We start from the raw sequence: 19,556 nt of genomic DNA, 5'->3' as shown, positions 1-19,556 counted from the left end.
AACCACCCCGGCCGGAGATCAAGGTTCGCCGGGCCACGGGCCGCTGAGCGCTGACCGGCGTTGAGACTTCCCCCGCTCCGGCGGGCGGTGCCGTCGAGTTCCGGCGGCCGCGCCACCAGCGGCGGCCATGACGCTCCTCCGACGCTCGGCGGTGAGGCCTCCGGGATCAGCGGCGGCGGCTCATGATCAGCGCGACCGCCAGCGGCAGCAGGAACACCAGGAAAGTCCCACGGGTGAAGAAGAACAGCGCGATCGCGACCGCGGCGGCGATCGGCACGGCACTGGCCGTCAGCCATTTCGACGGCTGGACCTCGTTCTTCGCGGACGCCTGCGCGACACCGGGCATCGGAGGCAGGGGGAGCAGCGCGCTCGGCCGGGGCGAGGGCAGGTCCGTGAACAGCGGTTCGAGGTCGCTGACCATCCTCGCCGCACTGACCTTCGCCGACCGCGAGCCGAACTCGTCGAGGTCGAGTCTGCCGGTGCGGACGTGCTCTTCCAGCGCTTCGAGCGCGTCTTGGCGTTCGGCGTCGCTCAGCCGCATGTCCGGTCTCTCGGCACTCACGTCCCGAGTCTACGGCCGGATCAGCCGTCGAGTTCCCGTCGGCGCTGCTTCCCGAGCTTCTTGTGGGAGTTCTCCCAGCCCTTGCCCCAGATGCCCTCGCCGACGGCGCTGATCCCGATCGGGACGAGGATGAACCACCAGGTGATGCCGGTGGTGATGATGACCGCGATGGTGGCGATGAACAGGATCGGCAGGAGCGCGCCCATGACGCGCTGTAGCGGGGAGATACCCGCCCACGGTGATGCCGGTTTCTCCGGTGCGGTCCCGGGCGTGTCGTAGCGTGGATGCGGTTCGGGCAGGTCCGCGAAGATCTCGGACAGCTCGCCGCGCGTCTTGGCGGTGGTGACCCGGGCGGACCGCTCGCCGAACTCGTCGATGTCGATCCTGCCGACGCTCATGTGCTCGCCGAGCGCGGTCAGCGCGGACTCGCGATCCTGATCACTGATCCGCAGCCGCGGAGACGGAACCTCGCTCACCCTTTCGAGAATAGGCCGGGCGAGGTCCCGTCAACCACGACATTCGTCAGTCTTTGAGCTCGAACAGCTGGGTGCCCTGCGTCACCGCGGCACCGACCTCGACCGAAAGGCCGGTGACCGTGCCCGCCTTGTGCGCGGTGACCGGGTTCTCCATCTTCATGGCTTCGAGCACGACGACCAGCTCGCCCGCCTCGACCTGCTGGCCCTCCTCGACGGCGACCTTGACGATGGTGCCCTGCATCGGCGCGGTGACCGCGTCGCCGCTCACCGCCGCCTTGGTGCCGCCCGCGCGCTTGCGCGGCTTGGCCTTCACAGCCGTCCCGCCGCCACCGCCGGCGTCGAGCGAGAAACCGCCGGGAAGCGACACTTCGAGACGGCGGCCGCCGACCTCGACGACGACGTTCTGCCGGGGCGGCTCCTCGGCCTCGGCGGCTTCCGGTGCCACGAACGGCTCGATGGTGTTCTCGAACTCGGTCTCGATCCAGCGGGTGTGCACGCTGAACCCGTTCTCGTCGCCGACGAAGGCCGGGTCTTCCACGATCACGCGGTGGAACGGCAGGACCGTCGCCATGCCGTCGGCGACCATCTCGGCCAGCGCGCGGCGGCTGCGCTCGAGCGCGTTCTGCCGGTCCGAGCCGGTGACGATCAGCTTCGCGAGCATCGAGTCGAACTGGCCGCCGATCACGCTGCCGGACTCGACACCCGAGTCGACGCGGACGCCGGGGCCGCTCGGCGCGACGAACTTCGTCACGGTGCCGGGCGCGGGCAGGAAGCCGCGGCCGGCGTCCTCACCGTTGATGCGGAACTCGATCGAGTGGCCGCGGGGTTCCGGGTCCTCGGTGATGCGCAGCTTCTCGCCGCGCGCGATGCGGAACATCTCGCGCACGAGGTCGAGGCCCGTGGTCTCCTCGGACACCGGGTGCTCGACCTGGAGTCGCGTGTTGACCTCGAGGAACGAGATCGTGCCGTCGACGGCGACGAGGTACTCGACGGTCCCGGCGCCGTAGTAGCCGGCTTCCTTGCAGATCGCCTTCGCGGATTCGTGGATGCGCTTGCGCTGCTCGTCGGTCAGGTACGGCGCGGGCGCCTCCTCGACCAGCTTCTGGTGGCGGCGCTGCAGCGAACAGTCGCGGGTGCCGACCACGATGGCGTTGCCGTGCTGGTCGGCGAGGACCTGGGCCTCGACGTGACGCGGCTTGTCCAGGTAGCGCTCGACGAAGCATTCGCCGCGGCCGAAGGCGGAGACCGCCTCGCGCGTCGCGGATTCGAAGAGCTCGGGGATCTCCTCGCGGGTGCGGGCGACCTTCAGCCCGCGGCCGCCGCCGCCGAACGCCGCCTTGATCGCGACCGGCAGGCCGTGCTCGTCGGCGAAAGCGACGATCTCGTCGGCGTTCGCGACGGGGTCCTTCGTGCCGGGCACGAGCGGGGCACCGGCGCGCAGCGCGATGTGGCGCGCGGTGACCTTGTCGCCGAGGTCGCGGATGGCCTGCGGGCTCGGCCCGATCCAGGTCAGTCCGGCGTCGATCACGGCCTGGGCGAAGTCCGCGTTCTCGGAGAGGAACCCGTAACCGGGGTGGACCGAGTCCGCGCCCGACCGCTTGGCGGCGTCGAGCAGCTTGTCGAAGACGAGGTAGCTCTCGGCCGCGGTGGTGCCGCCGAGGGCGAAGGCCTCGTCCGCGAGACGGACGTGCGGTGCGTCGCGATCAGGGTCGGCGTAGACGGCCACGCTGGTCAGCCCGGCGTCCTTCGCCGCCCTGATCACCCGTACCGCGATCTCCCCGCGGTTCGCGATCAGGATCTTGGTCACCGGACCACCTGTGCCGGCCTGCTCGGTCACGCCGTACCTCCTGCGTTCGCACGTCGGGCCGCCCCGATGCGGCTCCGCAGCAGTTTACGGAAGTTCCCGCCCCGATTAGTGAGAGCAAGGCCACCCAGTGACCTTCGTTTATACCAGCGCCGATCGGTGCCGCAGTTCTTCTGGAAGGTCGGAATCGAGCACGATCAGGTCGTACGGCTGGGCCTGGTGGACCCGCCCGAGGTGCTCGGATTTGACCAGCGCCCACGGCTGATGCGGACCGCAGCACTCGACCAGCCGCTGCACGGAACTGAAGGCGATCAGCGCCATCCGGCCGTCCTTGGTCGCGCGGAGTTCGATCTCCGCGCTCGTGAAGTCCTTCGGCTTTTTCGCCGTCGGGAGGAACAGAGCGCTGGGCAGTGCGGGGTTCGTCACAGGAACAACATAGACGTGCACTCTGCGCTAGATCACTTACGCTCTCGGATATGCGGACTCAGGAAGCGGGGGCGCCGCGATCCGTGCTGCTCACCGCGCTGCTGGCGGTGGTGGTGACGGCGGGCGTGATCGTGACCGTCGTCCTGCTCCGGCCCGCCGCTCCGGCGCCCGCCGGCGACCCCGGCGTGCCTCCCGTGTCCGACGGTGCCCCGAGCGCGCCCGGCGTCAACTGCGGTGCCGCGGCCTGCCGGGAGATCAGCGCGATGACCGTCGGCGGGCTGCCCGTCGTGCTGCTGGCCGACGAAGCGGGCAAAGAGGGGGTGGTCCGGATCGGGGCGGACACCATGTACCCGCTGATGCTCAACGACATGGGGGTCACCCTCAAGGGCGATTCTTTGCGCTGCGTCGACGGTGCGACGCCGGTGTGCCTGGTGCGCGGCGAAGTGGGCGGCGGCTCGGCCGGCGAGTTGTTCGTCGCGCGCGGCGGGATCTGGCGGGACACCGGGAAGCCCTATTTCTCCGACGCCGGGACGGTCGCCCTGAACGACGTGACCGCCGACGGGATCGCGGACGTCATCGTCGTGCGGCACGAATGCCCGGGCGCGCAGTCCGGCTCGGCGCGGTGCCAGGCGGCGCCGGTGCTCGCGGAGGTCTACGACGTCGCGCGCGGCTCGGTGGGCTGCACGCGCCGGTACACCGCGCCGTCGGAGCTTCGGGGATGGCCGGATGTGCGGCTGACGAGGGCGGATCTGCGGGCCTGCCCCTGAGGGGGGAGCAAGGGACCTTTGCTACCACTTCTGCGGGAGGAGGGGGTGTGTGGAAATAGGGACGTTGAGTGTCCCTATTTCCACACAGTCGCCGCCCCACCTGCGAGGACCGGCAAAAGCGTCACGCGCCCGCGGTGGCAGGCTCCTTCGCGGAAGTAGCCGCTTCGCCGTCGGCAGTAGGCGAAGGGTCCGTAGGCGAGTTGAGCACGTCATCGTCCAGCAGGCCTTCGCCCCGGGCGACGACCACCGGTACGACGATCTGGCCCGCGACGTTGGTCGCGGTCCGCATCATGTCCATGATCGGGTTCACCGAGTAGATCAGCGCGATCCCGAGCGCCACCTGCTGCGCGTCGAGCCCGATGAACGCGGTGGTCAGGGTCAGCGCGGTCAGCCAGCCGGTGGTGCCCGCGGTGGCCAGCGCGCCGAGCACGGCGACCACGACGATCCCGATGTACTGCCAGAAGTTCAGCGAGACACCGGAAAGGTTCGCGATGAAGATGGCGCCGATGGCGGGGAACACCGCGGCGCAGCCGTCCATCTTCGTGGCGCTGCCCAGCGGAGTCGCGAAGGCGGCGTACGCGGGCTGGACGCCCAGGTTCACGGCGGACTGCCGGGTGAGGGGCAGCGTCGCGGCCGAAGACTGCGAAGCGAACGCGAACTGGATCGCCGTGCCCGCCTTCGAGAAGAACTTCAGCGGGCTGACCTTCGCCACGAACTGCAGCAGGATCGGGTAGACCACGAACAGGACCAGCAAGCAGCCGACGTACACCGCGAGAGTGGTGGACAACAGCGGCCGGAACAGGGCGTCACCGTAGTTCGAGACCGCGGCGCCGATCAGGCCGATGATGCCGATCGGGGCGAGCCGGACGATCCAGCCGAGGTAGCGCTGGATGATCTCGAAGACGCTGGTGGTGAAGTCGACGAACGGCTTGGCCTTGTCGCCGAGGCTGTAGGCGGCCGCGCCGATGAGCACGGCGAGGAACAGCACCTGCAGCGTCTCGCCCTCGGTGAAGGCGGTGAAGAAGTTCTTGGGCAGCAGGCCTTCGACGAAAGCGCTCCAGGAGCCCCAGTTCTCGGTGCTCTTGGCGGCCTTGTCCGCGTTCTTCGCCGTCGCGGCCACGCCCTCGCCGAGACCGCCGCTGCCCGGGTTGAACAGCTTGGCGACGGCGATGCCGATCAGCGACGCGATGAACGACGTGATCGCGAACCACAGGACGGTCTTGCCGCCCAGCCGCGCGGCCTTCTTACCGCCGCCGAGATTGCGCAGGCTGTTGATGCCGACCACGATCGCCGTGAAGACCAGCGGGATCACCGCGATCTGCAGCAGCGTCGTGAAGATGGTGCCGATCTGGTCGAGCAGGTCGGTCAGCCAGCTCGCCTCGGTCGTCCTGGCGAGCACGCCGAGCAGGGCGCCCACGACGAGCGAGCCGAGGACCGCCGCCGCGAAGACCTTTGGCCTTGTATAGGTCCGAATGAAAGACACGGGGCGACTCCGGTGCGTGAAGGTTTCCTGATTTCCCGAACGTGAAGAACGTTCGGCGAGGCAGGACTCTTCCGGATCACCCGTTCGTGTGGGAGTCGTCTCAGGATGCGGGACGCGTCCACAGGTCGATGACGCTCACGCCGACCTCGGCCAGCAAACGCCGGGTCAGCGGCAGGCTGATCCCGATGACGCTCGAGAAATCGCCGTCGATTCCCTCGATGAACCAGCCGCCGAGCCCGTCGAGGGTGAATCCGCCCGCCACCTGAAGCGGCTCCCCGGACGCGATGTACGCCTCGATCTCTTCTTGCGAAGGTGTGCCGAAGCGAACAGTGGTGCCTTCGGTTCCGGACGTTTCTTTCGTTTTCACGCCGTTTTCGACGCGGATGATCGCGTGGCCGGTCAGGAGTTCTCCGGTTTTGCCCGCCATCGCCGCCCACCGTTCGCGCGCGGCCTCCGGCGTGATCGGTTTCCCGACCATTTCGCCGTTGATCGACAGCATCGAATCGCAGCCCACGATGACCATGTCACCGTGGCCGCCGAGCGCCTCGAAAACCGCTTCGGCCTTGGCGGCGGCGAGCGCGCGGACCAGCTCTTCGGGAGCCGGATCGGTCAGGGACGCGGCGACGGCGTCCTCGTCGACGCCGGACACGACGACGCTCGGGTCGAAGCCGGCGGAACGCAGGACGCCGAGGCGGGCGGGGGACTGGGAAGCGAGGACGAAACGCACCTGACGAAAGGTACTCGACGGCCCGCTGTTGCCTAATTGTGACCTGGGACACCCGAACGTGGAGCTAGTTTGTTGTGGCGCGCAACATATGGATTGTTCGAGCTACGGAGGAACCAATGTCGTCCCGCCTCCGCGTCAGAAGATCACTTCGCACGACGCAAACCACAGTGCTCGCAGGACTGCTCCTCGCCGGTTCGGCCCTGGCCCCGGTGGCATCGGCCGCCCCTGGACCGATCTACAAGAATCCCCACGCTTCGACGTCCGCGCGGGTGAACGACCTGCTCAAGCGGATGAGTCTCGACGACAAGATCGGCCAGATGACCCAGGCCGAACGCGGCGCGGTCACCCCCGAACAGGCCGCCGCGCTGAAACTGGGGTCCCTGCTCTCCGGCGGCGGTTCGGTGCCGGAGAGCAACACACCGAACGGGTGGGCCGACATGGTCGACTCGTACCAGAAGGCGGCGATCTCGACGCCGCTCGGCATTCCCACGCTCTACGGCGTCGACGCGGTGCACGGGCACAACAACGTCTACGGCGCCACGATCTTCCCGCACAACATCGGCCTCGGTGCGGCCAACAATCCGCGCCTGGTCGAGAAGATCGGCCGCGCGACGGCGCTGGAAGTCGCGGGAACCGGTCCGCAGTGGGACTTTTCGCCGTGCCTGTGCGTCGCCCGTGACGATCGCTGGGGCCGGACCTACGAATCCTTCGGCGAATCCCCGCGCGACGCCATCGCGAACGCGTCGGCCATCACCGGCCTGCAAGGGCGCAGGCTCGGCGAAAAACCGGGATCGGTGCTCGCGACGGCGAAACACTACGTCGGCGACGGCGGCACGACGAACGGCGTCGACCAGGGGAATGTCGAGATCAGCGAACGAGAACTGCGCCAGATCCACCTGCCGCCGTTCCGCGAGGCGATCGACCGCGGCGTCGGCTCGGTGATGATCTCGTTCTCCAGCTTCCAAGGTGTGCGCATGCACGCCCACAAGTACCTCATCACCGACGTCCTCAAGCGGGAACTGCGGTTCTCCGGCCTGGTGATCTCGGACTACAACGCGATCAACCAGATCGACGGCAAGGAAGGCTTCACCCCCGAAGAGGTGCGGCTCTCGGTCAACGCGGGTATCGACATGTTCATGGTCCCGTGGGACGCGCCGCAGTTCATCTCCTATCTCAAGGCGGAGGTCGAAGCGGGCCGTGTTTCGCGCGACCGGATCGACGACGCGAACCGCCGCATCCTGACGGAGAAGTTCAAGCTCGGCCTGTTCGAACACCCGTATACCGACCGTTCGCTCCAGAAGACGTTCGGCAGCAAGGAACATCGTGAACTGGCCCGGCAGGCCGTCCGCGAATCCCAGGTGCTGCTGAAGAACGACGGTGTGCTGCCACTGGCGAAGAAGAACAACAAGATCTTCGTCGCGGGCAAGAACGCGCACGACATCGGCAACCAGGCGGGTGGCTGGACGCTCACCTGGCAAGGGCAGAGCGGCCCGGTGATCCCGGGTACGACCATCCTCGACGGCATCAAGTCGGGGGCGGGGAAGGGAACCACGGTGACCTATGACCGTGCGGGTAACGGAATCGACGGCAGCTACCGGGTCGCCCTCGCCGTGGTGGGCGAAACGCCGTACGCGGAAGGACAGGGAGACCGGCCGAACGGCTTCGGGCTCGACGCGGAAGACCTCGCCACGATCGCCAAACTGAAGGCGTCCGGAGTCCCGGTCGTCGTGGTGACCGTGTCGGGGCGGCCGCTCGACATCGCCGCGCAGCTGCCGCGGTTCGACGGGCTCCTCGCCGCCTGGCTGCCGGGCAGCGAAGGCGCCGGTGTCGCCGATGTCCTTTACGGCGACTACAACCCGACCGGGAAGCTGACGTTCAGCTGGCCGGCCAGCGCGGCGCAGGAACCGGTGAACGTCGGTGACGGCAAGAAGGCGCTGTACCCGTACGGCTACGGCCTGCGATACCGCCGGTAGGCCTCGTGAGTGGTAAGGACGGTTCTAACCGTCCTTACCACTCACGAGGTCAGGGGTCTCGGCCCGATTTCGCGTTCGACGAAGCGGTGGTACTCGATGGCCGCGATCGACTTCTCGAGCTGTTCGAACGTCGGCGCGGGGAGCGCGCCGTTGAAGACGATCGTCAGGCTCTTCCTCGGGATGTTGATGACGTACGGGTCGACGTCGAGTTCCTCGCAGTGGCTCCGCAGGACGGCCGTCCAGTGGTCGAGGTCCTCGTCCTCGCCGAGGTGCTCCCACCGCGCGACGATCCAGTTGCCGTTGATCAGCTGGCCCGCCATCTCCCGCGGATCGTGGACCATGTACGGCTCGGCGACGTCGTTCATCGTCCGAGGTGCTCGAGGAGCGCGGCGAAGGACTCGGCCGGGAGCACCAGGATCGGCCGGATCTCGTCCGGCATCGCCCACTGCTTGGTGTCCCGGATCCCGACCAGGCCGGGCGCGGCGCCGACCTCGACGCAGGCGTTCTCTTCCCAGTGCGTGTAGGTCGACTTGTGCCAGCCGGTCATGTTCTCGTGCCAGGTGGTCATCGGAGGTCCCTTTCCCCAGTGACTGTTTCGGCAAGTAGACGGGTTGCGCGGCAGCAAGGTTGGCGAGATCGGGTGATCTGCGCCCGCTGGTCGGTGAACGGCTTCGGTGATCGCGTTCGGCGCACGAAAAGGCGCCTTCACCGACAGCTGCTTTACTCACGATGCACTCTCGGAGTGCATAACGCAAAGGGTCTTAGGTCACCGAAGTGAATCGGCCGCGAGCTGTCGGTAGTCGGCGGCGATCCGCGTCAGATGAGAGCAGGCGACATCGCCGTAGGTCGCGTAGTGCTCGACTTCGGCGAAGTTCTCCTCGTAGTCGGCCACTTCGCGTTCGTCCGTGACGAGCGCCGTTGCCGTCTGGGTGCCGAGGAGCACCGCGCGCGAGTCGTAGATGTCGAAACCGTGGAGGACCGGGACCGAAACCGGGGTGGTCCACGGGATCACGCCCAGGCGCACCCGGCCGCGCCGGGACACCTCGACGAGGTGATCGAGCTGGGCCAGCATCGTCGCCGCGCCGCCCATGTTCCAGCGCAGGGCGCCTTCGGTGAGCACGAAGTGGAACTCACGGTTCGAGTCGAGGATCCGCTGGCGCTCCAGCCTGGCCTCCACCGTCTGGTCGCGCTCGCCGTCAGGCAGCGAATCACCGAACAGTGCGGTGATGTAGTCGCGGGTCTGGAGCAGGCCGAACACGATGGTCGGCTGGAAACTCCGGATGCGGGCGGACGCCGTCTCGATCTTGCCGATGCGCTGCTGCATCCGCCAGGCACCGCGCTGGAGGACGACGCGGGCGGACGACGCTTCTTCACGGAGGTCCCGCGTGATCGCGACGAGCGCCCGCCGGACCTTCGCGGGCGCGCCGTAGACGCGGCACAGCGCGACGACCTGGTCCTCGGTCGGCATGAACGCGCCGGTTTCGACCCGCGAGACCTTCGACTGACTGAGGCCGGTGAGCCTGGCCGCTTCGGTACCGGTCAACCCGGCGGCTTTGCGCAGACGGCGCAATTCGGTGGAGAGCTGGTCCTGGTTCGTCACGCACGGCTTTCCGGTGGGCGATCGCGGTCGGCGGATCCGTCACGATAGCCCGCGGAGCCGCTTTCAGCGAGGCAGCGCCGAAGCCCGCCAAGCCCCTTCGCCGGGCGCGAGCGGCGCCCGTACGAGCGAGGCCTTGTCCGCCCACCAGGAATCCCGTTTCGGGGCCGGTTCCGGCGCCCGCGCGCCGGCCGCCGCCGCGACGACGGCGGTCAGCGCGGCGAGCTCGGCGTCGTCCGGGTTGCCCCGGACGACGCGCAGCAGCGGGGTTTCGGGCGCGGTCACAGCGGGATGTTCCCGTGCTTCTTGGGCGGCAGCGTCTCCCGTTTGCCTTGGAGCAGCGAGAGCGCCTTCGCGATGTGGCCGCGGGTGTGCGCGGGCACGATCACCGAGTCGACGTAGCCGCGCTCGGCCGCCGCGTACGGGTTCAGGAGCGTGTCCTCGTACTCCTGGATCAGCTCGGCGCGCAGCGCGTCGACGTCCTTGCCGTCGGCGGCGGCCGCGGCGAGGGTCTTGCGGTGCACGATGTTCGCCGCGCCCTGCGCGCCCATGACCGCGACCTGCGCCGTCGGCCAGGCCAGGTTGATGTCCGCGCCGAGGTGCTTCGAACCCATGACGTCGTACGCGCCGCCGTACGCCTTGCGGGTGATGACGGTGACGAGCGGGACGGTCGCTTCGGCGTAGGCGTAGATCAGCTTCGCGCCGCGCCGGATGATGCCGTTCCACTCCTGGTCGGTGCCGGGCAGGAAGCCGGGGACGTCGACGAAGGTCAGCACCGGGATGTTGAACGCGTCGCAGGTGCGCACGAACCGCGCGGCCTTCTCGGACGCGTCGATGTCGAGGCAGCCGGCGAACTGGGTCGGCTGGTTCGCCACGATGCCGACGCTGCGCCCGTCCACCCGGCCGAAGCCGACCAGGATGTTGGGCGCGAACAGCTCGTGCACCTCGAGGAAGTCGCCGTCGTCGACGATGCGGGTGATGACCTCGTGCATGTCGTACGGCTGGTTCGGCGAGTCCGGGATCAGCGTGTCGAGTTCGCGGTCGGACTCGGTGACGTCGTCGAAGAATCCGCCGGGCGCGGAGCCGGTCTCGAAGAGCGGCGCCTCGGACAGGTTGTTCGCCGGGAGGAACGAGAGCAGTTCCTTGACGTAGGCGATCGCGTCCTCGTCGTCGGAACCGAGGTAGTGCGCGTTGCCCGAACGGGTGTTGTGCGTGCGCCCGCCGCCGAGTTCCTCGAAGGAGACCTCTTCACCCGTCACGGTCTTCACGACGTCGGGACCGGTGATGAACATGTGCGAGGTCTTGTCGACCATCACCACGAAGTCGGTCAGCGCGGGGGAGTAGACGTGCCCGCCCGCGTTGGCGCCCATGATCAGCGAGATCTGCGGGATGACGCCGGACGCCTTGACGTTGCGGTTGAAGATCTCGCCGTACAGCCCGAGCGAGACGACGCCTTCCTGGATCCGCGCGCCGCCGCCCTCGTTGATGCCGATGATCGGGCGGCCGGTCTTGATCGCCAGGTCCATCACCTTGACGATCTTCTCGCCGTACACCTCACCGAGTGAACCGCCGAAGACCGTGACGTCCTGGCTGAACACGCACACCGGACGTCCGTCGACGGTGCCGTAGCCGGTGACGACGCCGTCGCCGTAGGGCCGGTTCTTCTCCTGGCCGAAGTTCACCGAGCGGTGCTTCGCGAGCTCGTCGAGTTCGACGAAGGAGCCCTCGTCCAGGAGCAGGTCGATCCGCTCGCGGGCGGTCTTCTTGCCCTTGGCGTGCTGGCTCTCCACCGCCCTCGCGGAACCCGCGTGGACCGCCTCGTCATACCGGCGGTACAGGTCGGCCAGCTTGCCGGCCGTGGTGTGGATGTCCGGTTCGTCCTCGGGCGGCGTCCCGAGCGGCTCCGTCGCACTGCTCATGAAAGCGCAGCCTAGCTACTCGACGGTCACTTCGCGTGTGGCGTAGGCAACGTCCGTTACCGACCGGTCCGTTGGGGGCAGGGCCGGTGTGGGGTGTCGCGAAAGCCACTTTCGCGACGTCTGATGTCCCGAANCGTGCCGCCCGGGTCGATGTCCGTGAAGGCCTCCTTCCCTACCTTGAAGGTAGGCAAGGAGGCCTTCACGACCCACCCGACTCGCGCGACACCAGCCGGACGCGTCGCGAAAGCCACTTTCGCGACGTCTGATGTCCCGAAAGTGGCTTTCGCGACACGTCCGTGGGGCTTGGCGCGAGCGAGTGGACGTCACTGGACGGAGGCGCGCACCAGCCCCGATTCGTACGCCGCGATCACCAGCTGCGCCCGGTCCCGCGCCGCGAGTTTGTGCAGGAGGTGGCCGATATGCGTCTTCACGGTCGCCAGTCCGAGATGCAGGGCCCCGGCGATCTCGTCGTTCGACAAGCCGCGCGCGATCAGGCTCAGGACCTCGCGTTCGCGCGTGGTGATGTTGTCCAGCGAAGCCGCGACGCGCTGACCGGGGTCGGGCAGCCGGGCGAACTCGGCGATGAGCCTTCGCGTGATCGAAGGCGCGAGCAGTCCTTCGCCCGCCGCGACGACCCGGATCGCGCTCAGCAGTTCGGCGGGCGGGGTGTCCTTCAGCAGGAATCCGCTCGCGCCCGCGCGCAGGGCCGAATAGACGTAGGCGTCGAGGTCGAACGTGGTCAGCATCAGCACGTGGACGCCTTCGGTGGTGGGCGACGCGCAGATCCGCCGGGTCGCTTCGATCCCGTCCAGTTCGGGCATGCGGACGTCCATCAGCACGACGTCGGGGCGTTCCTTCTCGGCGAGTTCCGCGGCCTCCGCGCCGTCGCTCGCCTCCCCGACGACTTCGAGGTCCGGCGCGCTGTCGACGAGCACGCGGAAGCTGCCCCGCAGCAACGCCTGGTCGTCGGCGATCAGTACGCGGATCATCGTGTCCCCACTTCCTTGGCGGCGTACGGCAACCGCGCGAACACCCGGAATCCCCCGGCGGGCAGCGGGCCCGCTTCGAAGTCACCACCGTAGACGGCGACGCGTTCGCGCATGCCGATCAAGCCGTGCCCGCCCGCGGCGGGCGGCGAGACCTCGCCGCGCCCGTCGTCGACGATCTCGACGCTGACCTCGCCGGGGCCTTCGGTGATCGTGACCCGGCAGGCCGACGGTCCCGCGTGCTTCACGACGTTGGTCACCGCCTCCTGCGTGATGCGGTAGACCGAAAGCGCGACACCTTCGGGCAGGTCGTCCACCGCCTCGCCGGACAGCTCCACCCGCACCCCGGCCTGTCCGGCGCGTTCGGCCAAGGTCCGCAGATCGGCGAGTTTCGGCGCGGGGCCGAGCGCGGCCTCGGGCGTCCCGTCACCGGAACGGAGGACGCCGAGCATCCGCCGGAGTTCGACGAGCGTCTCGCGGCTGGTGAGTTCGATGACCCGCAACGCTTCGCGGGCTTCTTCGGGCTGTTCCCGTGCGACGTGGTTGCCGACGGCAGCCTTGACCGCGATCAGGCTCATGCTGTGCGCGACGACGTCGTGCATCTCGCGCGCGATCCGCAGCCGTTCGTCGGAAACCGCCTGATCGGCCTGGGTTTCCGCGAGCTGGGCCAGATTCGCGCGCCGTTGCCGTGTCATCCAGCCCAGTGCCCACGAGCCCGCCACGCCGCCGCCCGCGAAGGCCGTCGACGCGATCGTGTTCGGCCCGAGCCGCAGGAACTCGAAGATCATGACGACGACCAGGCCGAGACCCATCGCGATCAGCGAGCGGGCGCGCGGATGTTCCAGCGCCACCGTGTACAGGGCGCACGCGGTGGCCAGGAGCGCGGCCGGGCCCAGCCCGTTGCCGGCGAGCAGGGCGGGGACCAGGCTGCCGAGGCCGAGGCCGTACGCGACCAGGGGCCGATGGCGCCGCAGCGCGATCGCGATCCCGCTGGCGGCCACCGTCGCCCAGGCGAGCCACATCGGGATGGCGACGAGGAACGTCCAGGTCCGCGCCGCCAGGTTCCCGCCGACGGCCACGACGAGCACCAGCGCGAGGAGCGCGTCGATCGTGTACGCCACCCGTTGGGGGAGCGCCGACGGCTGTTTCATACGGCGAACTTAACCGGACGGACGGTGCGTGCGCGTCCGTCCGGCGGAGGTCATCCCCTGGGTGGAGATCAGCGGGACAGATGGACGCCGATCCCGCCGCGCCCCGGCGCGAGTTCCGGACGCAGGACCAGATCGTCGTCGTAATCGCCCCCGTTCTGGTGGCGGAACGGAATCGGTTCCTGAGTGGACAGTGTCCGCAGCCGTTCGCGCAGCGCCTCGGCGGCGGCTTCGTAGTGTTCGGGCGAGACGCGGTCGGCGCCGCAGATCGTCAGCGGGGGAAGGACGGACATGCCCGCGTACCAGAGCGTCCCGTGCTGCAACGGGAACAGCAGGTCGCCGATTTCGCCGTTCACCCCGCGCGGGCCGATCGTGGCCTCCGGCGCGCCCGCGGTCAGCACGACCATGGCACGTTTCCCGGCCAGCGCTCCCTCGCCGTAGCGAGCCGTCCGGCCGTCGGGACGCTGGACGCCGTAAGCGAAACCCTTGACGAAGACGCGGTCGAACCAGCCCTTGAGGATGGCGGGCATTCCGTACCACCACAGCGGGAACTGGACGATCACGGTGTCCGCCCACGCCAGTTTTCCGTGCTCGGCGCGGATGTCCTCGCCGAGTTCGCCGGTCTCGAAGGCGTTCTTCGACGTCGAACCGACGATGAGCCGGTCCGGGGAAGCGGCCCGGCCGAAGTCGTCGGCGTCGACCACGGCCTTCCACTTCATCGCGTACAGATCGGATTCCCGGACGTCGGCGCCCTGCGCCCGGAGGGTGCGCAACCCTTCGTCGCGCAGCGAGCCGCTGAGGGAACGGGGTTCCGGATGAGCGGAGATCCACAGCACGTTCATGGCCCCACCGTCGCGCGTTCTCCCGGCCGGGACGAGTGGCCCGATGGACAACATGTGCAAGAATCGAGCCATGAGCTCTTTCACGCATCCCGGCCGTCATCGGGTCGCCGTGCTGGTCCGCCACGGAATGCTGGTGATGGAGCTCGGCATCGTCACCCGCCTGTTCGGCACGGCCAAATCCGCCGACGGCGAGCCGCTCTACGAGGTCGTCACCTGCACGCCGGAGCCGGGCCAGGTCCGGACCGACGCCGACGTCACGATCTCGGTCGCGCACGGGCCGGAGGTGCTGGCCGAGGCCGACACCGTGGTCATCCCGGCGTCGTCCACCGAATACGAACCGTCGGGGCATGACCTCACCGAGCCGCTCGCGCGGGCGCTGGAACTGATCCGGCCGGAAGCCAGGATCGCGTCGATCTGCACGGGTGCCTTCGTGCTCGCCGCCGCCGGCCTGCTCGACGGCCGGAAGGCGACCACGCACTGGCGATCGGCGCTGGACTTCCAGGCGAAGTTCCCGAAGGTCGACCTCGATCCCAACGTGCTCTACACCGACGACGGGAACGTCCTGACCGCGGCGGGCGTCGCGTCCGGCATCGACCTCTGCCTGCACATGATCCGCTGCGACCACGGTGCCGCGATCGCGAACGAGGTCGCGCGCGGAACGGTCGTCTCGCCGCACCGCGAGGGCGGGCAGGCGCAGTTCATCCGGCGGCCGGTGCCGGAGCCGCAGTCCTCCTCGACGGCGGCCGCGCGGGCTTGGGCGCTCGAGAATCTCGACCGGCCGTTGACGTTGCGCGAGCTCGCGGCGAAAGAGGCGATGAGCACGAGGACGTTCACGCGTCGGTTCCGCGACGAGGTCGGGATTTCGGCCTTGCAGTGGCTGACCCAGCAGCGGATCGAACGCGCCCGTCAACTGCTCGAAGAGACCGATCTGCCGGTGGACAAGGTCGCCACCGAAGCGGGTTTCGGTACCGCCGCGTCGCTGCGCCAGCATCTGCAGGCGGCGTTGGGGGTCTCGCCGAGCGCTTATCGGAACACCTTCCGCGAAGCCGTCTGAAATCAGCTGACCGCCTGGTAACTTACCCGGAGATAAGTTCCGGAGGTGGTTGTGAAGGCCCTCAAACTCGCCGAACGGGTGTTGTTCGCCGGTGCCGCGATCGGCACGGTGTACTCCGCGCGGACAGGTAATCGGAAGCTGCAACTCGCGACCAAACCGGCCGCGGTCCCGGTGCTCGCCGCCAGGGTCGCGCGTGCGCGGGGGCTCGCGCCGGGGGAGAAGGGCCTGCTCGTCACCGCGTTGATCGCGGCGGGCGCGGGCGACCACTTCATGGGCAGGTCCGACGAGGACGGCCAGCTGATCAGGGGTGCGACGTCGTTCGGTGTCATGCAGGTGCTGTATTCCGCGCTGTTGTGGCGCCGCGGTGCTCGCCCGCGCGCGGCGACGGCGCCGCCCAGGCTGGCGGCGTGGGCGGCGGCCGCGGTCGCGATGGCGTTGCCGAAGCCCTCTCCGGTCTCTTCGGTGCTTTCGGTCTACGGAGGCCTGCTGAGCACGACGTCGACCCTCGCGGCCGACCCGGTACTGGCGCCGAAGGCCAAGGTCTCGGGCGGGATGGTGGTCCCGTCGGGTGACCGCCGCACCTGGATCGCGGCCGGCGCGCTGCTGTTCTCCGCGTCGGATCTGGCGATCCTGATCCGCCGCAACTTCGTCACCAGCGAGCGGGTGCGGGCCAACCTCGAAACCTTCGTGCTGACTTCGTATCTCGCGTCGCAGTGGCTGCTCGTCGAAGGCATGACGGCGGAAGACTAGAAAGTTAAGTACTTACTTGACTATCGTCCGGCCCGGGCGGATAGTTAAGCATGTGCCTAACCAACGCATGGACCAGGTGTTCAAGGCGCTGTCCGACGGGACGCGCCGCGAAATGATCGAGCGCCTCACCCGGGGACCCGCCTCGGTGGGGGAGCTCGCACAGCCGTTGTCGATGTCGCTGCCCGCCGTGATGCAGCACCTCCAGGTGTTGGAATCCGCCGGGCTCGTCCGGTCGGAGAAGGCGGGGCGCGTCCGCACCTGCCACCTCGAACCGGAGGGGCTGCGGATGGCCGAGGACTGGCTCGGCGGGCAGCGCACCGGCTGGGAACACCGGCTCGATCGCCTTGGCGGCTTTCTGGACACCGACGAAGGGAAAAGGCCATGACCGTCAAACACGCCACTTTCACCCTCGAGCGCGTCTACCCCGTGCCGCCGGAACGCGTTTTCGCCGCCTGGTCGGATCCGGCCGCGAAGGCCGGTTGGATCACCGTGCCCGGCGGCGGGCACTCCCTGGACTTCCGGGTCGGCGGCCGCGAGGTCATCAGCGGCCCCGGCGACGGCAAGCGGCCGGTCTTCGAAGCCCGCTACGAGGACATCGCGGAAAACGAGCGGATCGTCTACGCGGGAAGGCTCTCCGCGGACGACGTCCTGGCGACGGTGTCGGTCACGACGATCCTGCTCGAAGCCGAGGAGGGCGGCACCCGGCTGACGTTGACCGAGCAGGGCACCTTCCTCGACGGCCACGAAGAGCCGGCGTGGCGGGAACAGGGCACGGCCGACTGGCTCGATGCGCTGGGGAAGGCGTTGTCGGCAGTATGAACGCATGCTGACCGCTGAGCTGATCGTCGACAGCCGTGTCCCGTCGAACCCCGCGCTCTCCCCGGACGGGCGGTGGATCGCCTACCAGGTCTCGACCATCGCGAAGGGCGTCCCCGAGGTCTGGGTCGCCGCTGTGGACGGCGGCGAGAAGCCGCGAAAGGTGGCTGAAGGTTCCTCACCTCGGTGGTCATCGGATTCTCTCCACTTCCTCCGCGACGGGCTGATTCACACGGAGGACGGGCCGCTGTTCGCCTGGCGGAGTGAGATCACCGCGTTCCTGCCGATGCGCGAGCGGATCGTGTTCATCGCCGAAGACGAGACGCCCGCCGCGGAAATCCGGGTCTGGAGCGAGAGTCTCCGTCCGGCACGGCTGCGGAGCTTCGACCCGCGAACCGGTGAGATCACGACGCTGGTCGAGGACCACGTGGTCGACGTGGCCCGACGTCAGGACGACGGTGCGCTCGCCGTCGTCACCTGGCCGACGCCCGAACTCGATTCCGGTGGTCTCGAACCCCGGCTTTCCTTGCTGGACCTGGAAACGGGTGAACGTCGTGAGCTAGGCCAGGCGGCGTTCGAAGCCACCTCCCCGGTTTGGTGGCGGGACGAGGGCGGCTGGCACGTCGCGTACCTCGGGAATCCGGAAGTGGTGGGCGGCAGGGCGGTCTTCGACGTTCCTGTGGAGACAGGGGAACATCGCAACCTGACACCGGAATCGGCTTGCCCGGACAAGCTCGCGCAGGTCGATTCCGGTGCTCCTCTGGTGCTCGTGGCCGACGGCCTCGACACGGCCCTCCATCGGCTCGGTGACGGCGAGGTGGCGTTCTGGCGCGGGCATGCCGATGCGCTGGCCTCGAACGGCGAAATCGTGGTCACCGTGCTGAGCACCGCGTATCGGCCCAAGGATGTCCACTGTGGCCCCATCGACGGTCCGCTGAAACAGGTGAGTGAAACGGCGCCGCAGTTCGCGGGGATTTCGTGGGGCTCCCAGGAACGTTTGTCCTACAAGGCGTCCGACGGCCTCGCGTTGGACGGCCTGCTCGTTCTGCCGCCGGGAAAGACTCGGGCAGACGGACCTTTCTCGCTGGTCACACGGGTTCACGGCGGACCGTATGACCGGCACGCGGACGGCTTCATGCTGGGCTGGTACCCGTCGGCGCAATGGCTGGCCTCGGCGGGACACGCCGTCTTCCTGCCGAATCCCCGTGGAGGGCAAGGTCATGGACACGAATTCGCCGCTTCCGTCGCGGGACGGGTGGGCCTGGAGGAATGGAGTGATCTCGAGACCGGGATCGATCTCCTCGTCGCCGAAGGAGTGGCCGATCCGGAGCGGCTCGGGATCGCGGGCGGGAGTCACGGCGGATATATGACGGCCTGGGCGGTCGGGCAGACCCGCCGGTTCAAGGCGGCGCTGATGGTGGCCGGGATCTGTGACTGGGGAATGCTCGCCGCGACCGGTGAACTCGGGCCGCTGGTGGAATCCGCGCATTCCGGGAGTATCGGCTGGGAAGGGACTGGCCCGCACCGGCACGATCAGCTCAGCCCGATCTCCTATGCGTCGAAGATCGAGACCCCCGTACTGATCGTGCACGGTGCGGACGACACGAACGTCCCGTTGTCCCAGGCGGAATTCTTTCACCGCGCGCTACGCCACTTCGGCGTCGAACACGACCTCGTCGTGTATCCCGGTGAAGGGCATTCGATCCGCGGCCGTGATCACCAGCTGGACCTGATCCGCCGCACCCGCGAGTGGTTCGCGCGGCTGCTCTAGCTTTGCGGTTCGCCGGGGACGTACGTGCCGAAAGTCCATTCGTAGCCTTCGAGGTCGTCGACGCGGCAGCGGTAGTTGCCCCATTCGGTGTCTTCCGGTTTCCAGACCGACGTCGCGCCGGCTTCGAGGGCGGAGGCGAACACGGCATCCACGGCTTCCTGGGTCGGAAGGCTCACGTACAGACCGTGTCCGACGGTTTCGCCCTTGCGTGCTGGGCGGTCGTAGTCCTCCTCCGCGCTGAACACGATGATCCTGACTTCGCCGAGCCGCAGTTCGGAGTGCAGGATCAGGCCCCTGTCGTCGGCGTATTCCACGACGGTCTCGAAGCCGAAGGCGCGTTCGAGCCAGCGCAGGGCCTTGGGGGCGTCGCGGTAGGCGAGGTAGGTGTGGAGGTCGGCGAGGCGTTCCTTGGTTTCGGTCATGGGCACAGCCTCGCAGCCGACGCGGACAACCAC

The 19,556-nt window shown here is 68.5% G+C and carries 22 protein-coding genes; 7 read left to right on the top strand and 15 right to left on the bottom strand.

Annotated features, from left to right (window positions below; all coding sequences use genetic code 11):
* Positions 1 to 166 precede the first annotated feature (166 nt).
* The 4 genes from ACXIZN_RS28650 to ACXIZN_RS28635 form a co-directional block, all read right to left on the bottom strand.
* Positions 167 to 541 carry a DUF1707 SHOCT-like domain-containing protein gene (locus tag ACXIZN_RS28650; protein ID WP_126735353.1) on the bottom strand — a complete coding sequence of 125 codons (375 nt, stop codon included), beginning with the start codon at positions 539 to 541 and terminating at the stop codon, positions 167 to 169.
* A gap of 41 nt (positions 542 to 582) precedes the next feature.
* Positions 583 to 1,038, bottom strand: a complete 456-nt coding sequence (locus tag ACXIZN_RS28645) for a DUF1707 SHOCT-like domain-containing protein (protein ID WP_457958105.1) — start codon at positions 1,036 to 1,038, stop codon at positions 583 to 585.
* Positions 1,039 to 1,084: 46 nt separating this feature from the next.
* Positions 1,085 to 2,875 carry an acetyl/propionyl/methylcrotonyl-CoA carboxylase subunit alpha gene (locus tag ACXIZN_RS28640; RefSeq protein WP_457958103.1) on the bottom strand — a complete coding sequence of 597 codons (1,791 nt, stop codon included), beginning with the start codon at positions 2,873 to 2,875 and terminating at the stop codon, positions 1,085 to 1,087.
* Positions 2,876 to 2,983: 108 nt separating this feature from the next.
* A complete protein-coding gene (locus ACXIZN_RS28635; RefSeq protein ID WP_126735211.1) occupies positions 2,984 to 3,268 on the bottom strand; it encodes an SAV_915 family protein in 285 nt (94 codons plus the stop codon).
* A gap of 83 nt (positions 3,269 to 3,351) precedes the next feature.
* On the opposite strand from ACXIZN_RS28635, the gene ACXIZN_RS28630 reads away from it, so the two are divergent.
* Complete coding sequence (locus tag ACXIZN_RS28630) at positions 3,352 to 4,035, top strand: hypothetical protein (protein WP_457960622.1); 684 nt, start codon at positions 3,352 to 3,354, stop codon at positions 4,033 to 4,035.
* A gap of 121 nt (positions 4,036 to 4,156) precedes the next feature.
* Here the strand turns inward: ACXIZN_RS28630 and ACXIZN_RS28625 are convergent, their stop codons facing one another.
* Positions 4,157 to 5,518, bottom strand: coding sequence for a dicarboxylate/amino acid:cation symporter (locus ACXIZN_RS28625; RefSeq protein WP_457958101.1), 1,362 nt, complete (start codon positions 5,516 to 5,518; stop codon positions 4,157 to 4,159).
* 100 nt (positions 5,519 to 5,618) lie between these two features.
* Positions 5,619 to 6,245 carry a Maf family protein gene (locus tag ACXIZN_RS28620; RefSeq protein WP_457958099.1) on the bottom strand — a complete coding sequence of 209 codons (627 nt, stop codon included), beginning with the start codon at positions 6,243 to 6,245 and terminating at the stop codon, positions 5,619 to 5,621.
* 167 nt (positions 6,246 to 6,412) lie between these two features.
* Here ACXIZN_RS28620 and ACXIZN_RS28615 point away from each other — a divergent pair, with 167 nt between their 5' ends.
* Complete coding sequence (locus ACXIZN_RS28615; protein ID WP_457958097.1) at positions 6,413 to 8,218, top strand: glycoside hydrolase family 3 protein; 1,806 nt, start codon at positions 6,413 to 6,415, stop codon at positions 8,216 to 8,218.
* 41 nt (positions 8,219 to 8,259) lie between these two features.
* On the opposite strand, the gene ACXIZN_RS28610 is transcribed toward ACXIZN_RS28615, so the two are convergent.
* The 8 genes from ACXIZN_RS28610 to ACXIZN_RS28575 form a co-directional block, all read right to left on the bottom strand.
* Positions 8,260 to 8,583, bottom strand: coding sequence for a hypothetical protein (locus tag ACXIZN_RS28610; RefSeq protein WP_192746675.1), 324 nt, complete (start codon positions 8,581 to 8,583; stop codon positions 8,260 to 8,262).
* A complete protein-coding gene (locus ACXIZN_RS28605; protein WP_126735206.1) occupies positions 8,580 to 8,786 on the bottom strand; it encodes a DUF397 domain-containing protein in 207 nt (68 codons plus the stop codon). The genes ACXIZN_RS28610 and ACXIZN_RS28605 overlap by 4 nt, the downstream gene beginning before the upstream one ends.
* 198 nt (positions 8,787 to 8,984) lie before the next feature.
* The gene (locus tag ACXIZN_RS28600; protein ID WP_457958095.1) at positions 8,985 to 9,818 is read right to left on the bottom strand and encodes a helix-turn-helix domain-containing protein; all 834 of its coding nucleotides are present in this window, start codon (positions 9,816 to 9,818) and stop codon (positions 8,985 to 8,987) included.
* A gap of 63 nt (positions 9,819 to 9,881) precedes the next feature.
* Complete coding sequence (locus ACXIZN_RS28595; RefSeq protein WP_016331339.1) at positions 9,882 to 10,100, bottom strand: acyl-CoA carboxylase subunit epsilon; 219 nt, start codon at positions 10,098 to 10,100, stop codon at positions 9,882 to 9,884.
* The gene (locus ACXIZN_RS28590) at positions 10,097 to 11,734 is read right to left on the bottom strand and encodes an acyl-CoA carboxylase subunit beta (protein WP_457958093.1); all 1,638 of its coding nucleotides are present in this window, start codon (positions 11,732 to 11,734) and stop codon (positions 10,097 to 10,099) included. The genes ACXIZN_RS28595 and ACXIZN_RS28590 overlap by 4 nt, the downstream gene beginning before the upstream one ends.
* 323 nt (positions 11,735 to 12,057) lie before the next feature.
* A complete protein-coding gene (locus tag ACXIZN_RS28585; RefSeq protein ID WP_457958091.1) occupies positions 12,058 to 12,723 on the bottom strand; it encodes a response regulator in 666 nt (221 codons plus the stop codon).
* The gene (locus tag ACXIZN_RS28580) at positions 12,720 to 13,871 is read right to left on the bottom strand and encodes a sensor histidine kinase (protein WP_457958089.1); all 1,152 of its coding nucleotides are present in this window, start codon (positions 13,869 to 13,871) and stop codon (positions 12,720 to 12,722) included. Before ACXIZN_RS28580 ends, ACXIZN_RS28585 begins: the two co-directional genes overlap by 4 nt.
* Before the next feature lie 68 nt (positions 13,872 to 13,939).
* Positions 13,940 to 14,710, bottom strand: a complete 771-nt coding sequence (locus ACXIZN_RS28575) for an NAD(P)H-dependent oxidoreductase (RefSeq protein ID WP_457958087.1) — start codon at positions 14,708 to 14,710, stop codon at positions 13,940 to 13,942.
* A 43-nt stretch (positions 14,711 to 14,753) separates the two neighbouring features.
* Between ACXIZN_RS28575 and ACXIZN_RS28570 the strand changes: the two genes are divergently transcribed.
* From ACXIZN_RS28570 to ACXIZN_RS28550, 5 genes are all read left to right on the top strand, one after another.
* On the top strand, positions 14,754 to 15,764 hold the full coding sequence (locus ACXIZN_RS28570) for a GlxA family transcriptional regulator (protein WP_457958085.1): 1,011 nt from the start codon (positions 14,754 to 14,756) through the stop codon (positions 15,762 to 15,764).
* A gap of 45 nt (positions 15,765 to 15,809) precedes the next feature.
* Positions 15,810 to 16,514: a lysoplasmalogenase family protein gene (locus ACXIZN_RS28565; protein ID WP_457958084.1), complete on the top strand. Its 705-nt coding sequence runs from the start codon at positions 15,810 to 15,812 to the stop codon at positions 16,512 to 16,514.
* Between the two features lie 67 nt (positions 16,515 to 16,581).
* Positions 16,582 to 16,899, top strand: a complete 318-nt coding sequence (locus ACXIZN_RS28560; RefSeq protein WP_126735347.1) for an ArsR/SmtB family transcription factor — start codon at positions 16,582 to 16,584, stop codon at positions 16,897 to 16,899.
* Positions 16,896 to 17,333, top strand: coding sequence for an SRPBCC family protein (locus ACXIZN_RS28555; protein WP_457958083.1), 438 nt, complete (start codon positions 16,896 to 16,898; stop codon positions 17,331 to 17,333). Before ACXIZN_RS28560 ends, ACXIZN_RS28555 begins: the two co-directional genes overlap by 4 nt.
* A 4-nt stretch (positions 17,334 to 17,337) precedes the next feature.
* Positions 17,338 to 19,101, top strand: coding sequence for a prolyl oligopeptidase family serine peptidase (locus ACXIZN_RS28550; RefSeq protein WP_457958081.1), 1,764 nt, complete (start codon positions 17,338 to 17,340; stop codon positions 19,099 to 19,101).
* Here the strand turns inward: ACXIZN_RS28550 and ACXIZN_RS28545 are convergent.
* Positions 19,098 to 19,523, bottom strand: coding sequence for a VOC family protein (locus ACXIZN_RS28545; RefSeq protein WP_457958079.1), 426 nt, complete (start codon positions 19,521 to 19,523; stop codon positions 19,098 to 19,100). The two genes, ACXIZN_RS28550 and ACXIZN_RS28545, sit on opposite strands and share 4 nt — an antisense overlap.
* Positions 19,524 to 19,556: the final 33 nt, after the last annotated feature.

The organism is Amycolatopsis sp. TRM77291, from assembly GCF_054166285.1.
Note: the sequence above shows the minus strand (reverse complement) of the source record. Positions and strands in the feature narration are given on the sequence as shown.